Raw genomic sequence first — 3,110 nt, 5'->3', positions numbered from 1 at the left:
TGTCCCCGGAACGGCTGCGAGCAGGCCAAGTCGACGCCCGCGCCGACATCTACGCGTTGGCGTGCGTGCTCTATGAGTGTCTGACCGGCAGCACACCATTTCCCGGAGACAACTTCGAACAGCAAATCACCGCGCATTTGACGGCCCCGCCTCCGCGCCCGTCGAGCACCGATCCCAACGTGCCTGCCACGCTCGATCCGGTGATCGCTACCGGCATGGCCAAAGACCCCGACCAGCGTTATGCCACCACCGTCGAGTTGGCCAACGCCGCCCACGACGCCATCACCACGCCGCTGGCACCACCCAAGCACCCCACCCCACTCGACAACGCGCCCCGACCCACACCCGCGCCACCACCCACACCCGCCGCGCGGCAACAGCCCGTCTACATGACCCAACCCACAACCCAACAGCCCCCACCCGGCTGGCTGTCTGGTAAACCGACACGGCACCGGTGGTGGCTCGGCGTCGGGATTCCGGCTGCCTTGTTGACCGTCGCCGTCTTCGCCGCGATTGTCATCGCCAGCCAGCCGCACGAGAAGTCGAACGGCCCTCAGATCACGCAGGCCACCAGCACTCAGCACCGCGCACCCGCATACGGTCCTCAAGTCACGCTGCAGTTCACCGGCCTCGACAGCCCGTGGGGTGTTGCGGTAGACAGCGCCGGCACCGTGTACGTCGCCGACTCGGGCGACAACCGGGTGCTGAAGCTGGCGGCGGGCTCGGCCACCCAGAGCGTGCTGCCGTTCACTGGCGTCAACAGCCCAATCGGTGTGGCGGTGGACACCGCCGGCAACCTGTACGTTGTCGGCAATGGCGACAACTCGGGCAACAACCGGGTGCTGAAGCTGGCGGCGGACTCCAGCACCCCGACCGATCTCCCGTTCACCGGCCTCAACACCCCCGGCGGGGTGGCGGTGGACAGCGCCGGCAACGTCTACGTCACCGATGTCGGCAACTATCAGGTGCTGAAACTGGCGGCGGGCTCGGCCACCCAGAGCGTGCTGCCGTTCACCGGCCTCCACGGCCCCACCGGTGTGGCGGTGGACACCGCCGGCGACCTCTACGTCAACGACGAGGGCGACAATCGCGTGCTGAAGCTCGCAGCGGGCTCGGCCACCCCGACCGAGCTGCCGTTCACCGGCCTCGACCATCCCCGTGGGGTGGCAGTGGACAGTGCCGGCGATGTCTACGTCACCGACGAGCGCAACCGTCGGGTGCTGGTACTGACGACGGGCTCGCCCGCCCCGACCGTTGTGCCGTTCACCAGCCTCAACACCCCCATGGGTGTGGCGGTGGACAACGCCGGCAACCTCTACGTCGCCGATCTCCGCATGAACCGGGTGGTGAAACTGCCGGCGGGGTAAGCAGCACGTGCGACAACCGAATTGGCCACATATCGGGCACGAGGCCCGCTCATCGGGTCACAAATAGCCTCTGACCAGCATAAATACTGGTACGCGGTACTTGGATTGAACCAGTGCGGGATCCCCTGCGTTGACAGCATCGCGGCTCAGGATCGGTGCCGGGATTGCTCACTCATCGTCGGATCTCGAAGGTGAACTCGTGGTCGCAGATGCTGATGCAGTCACCATCGGCGAGGGTGGCGCTGGAACGGATTCGCTGGCCTTGCACCTTCACGCCGTTGGCCGAATCCAAATCGGTAATCACGAAACTGCCGCCGGTATCGATGATTACCGCGTGATGCCTGCTGACATCGTCGTCGTTGAGAACGATGTCATTATCTGCAAGCCGCCCCACCCGGGTGGCCGCCCCTTTCAGCGGATAGAGGCGTCCGGTGGCGTCGCGCAGGCGTGCCACAGCCGACTCGCCGGCCGACGCGGTGTGCACGCCGGTCATGGCGCGCATCGCGGTGGTCTTGGCGACCCGCTTGGTGTTCAGACGCTCCTGGCGCAGGATTCGCGCGTGCAGCGCACTCACGGTGGGACCCGGGTCGATGCCCAGATCCTCGGCCAGCGCCGTTTTTAGTCGCCGATAGGCATCGAGAGCATCGGACTGACGTTCAACAATGTAATAGGCGGTGATCAGCTTCGCCCATAACGGTTCCCGGTAGGGATGCTGGGCGGCAAGCGTTTCAAGATCACCGATCACGGTCTGGGCGCGTCCGCACGCAATTTCGGCCTCTGCGCGGGTGATATGGACCAACATCTGGTCCTCGGCCAGCGCGGTGGCGAAGGTCTTGACGAACTCGAAATCCCCCAGGTCGTCAAGGACCGGCCCGTACCATTCGGCCAGCGCGGCCGACAGGTGCTCGCTGGCCTCTTCGGACCGTCCTGCTGCGGCGGCCTGAAGTCCCGCGTTCTTCTTAGCGATGAAGCGATCCAGGTCGCAATCGCCGTCAGCGACGTTAAGGCGATACCCCGGTGGTGCGCTGGCCAGCACCGCGTTGGGATTCACTCCGGCGCCGCCAAGCAGTCGGCGCAGGTTGGACACATAGGAGTGGATGTTGGTACGTGCTGCCGGCACCGGCGACTGATCCCAGGCGGCGTCAACCAACCACTCCGTGCCTACCGCGCGATTGCGGTTGATCAGTAGCACGGCGAGCACTGCCTTCTGTTTCGGCGTACCCAATGCCACCGGCGCGCCGGCCACGGTCATGGACAAAGGCCCCAGAAGACCGAACTTGATTCCAGTTCGTCCCATCGTGCTTTAGGCCTCCGCGTCATCGGTGACCTAAGCCTCTCATTGTGGCGCCGCTGAACCAATTGGCGACGCTCTGAACACGACCACGCCCCGGGACGCTCAAGCCATCCCAATACGGAATCTGGCCCTGGGGCGATGTCAGCGACAAGACAAGGGCCCTACGAGTGCGCTGATCTTGCTCATCAGCTGCCACACAGCAACAGCAGGGGAAGCGCTGGAGAACTCGGTGAAACGGGTGGTGATCATTGGGGACTCCTGTGTCTGAGTGTTCGGGGCTTTCCCGGTGACAACAGAATCTGAGGAGCACCTACAAAGTTTTCTTGCAAGATTCTTGCCGGCGTCTGCATGCGGATTTGGGCACCGGTTGAGTCGTGTGATCCGGTGCAACTCTGGGCTGCCATCATGGCTACATGGCCGCCGGCGGACTTCCGCAGCTTGACATCGCC

Annotated in this window: 2 protein-coding genes; one reads left to right on the top strand and one right to left on the bottom strand. The window is 64.6% G+C overall.

The window, feature by feature from the left end; translation table 11 throughout:
- The coding region (locus WAN71_RS03955) for a serine/threonine protein kinase (RefSeq protein WP_422224081.1) at positions 1-1,367 on the top strand (1,367 nt) is incomplete at its 5' end.
- A 172-nt stretch (positions 1,368-1,539) separates the two neighbouring features.
- Here WAN71_RS03955 and WAN71_RS03950 read toward each other — a convergent pair.
- Positions 1,540-2,664: a BTAD domain-containing putative transcriptional regulator gene (locus WAN71_RS03950; RefSeq protein ID WP_422224080.1), complete on the bottom strand. Its 1,125-nt coding sequence runs from the start codon at positions 2,662-2,664 to the stop codon at positions 1,540-1,542.
- Positions 2,665-3,110: the final 446 nt, after the last annotated feature.

This window comes from Mycobacterium sp. (genome assembly GCF_049280035.1).
GTDB lineage: Bacteria > Actinomycetota > Actinomycetes > Mycobacteriales > Mycobacteriaceae > Mycobacterium.
Note: the sequence above shows the minus strand (reverse complement) of the source record. Positions and strands in the feature narration are given on the sequence as shown.

Excerpts from the sequence above, each read along its gene's own strand:
- WAN71_RS03950 (WP_422224080.1), bottom strand. The coding sequence starts at position 2,664 with ATGGGACGAACTGGAATCAAGTTCGGTCTTCTGGGGCCTTTGTCCATG.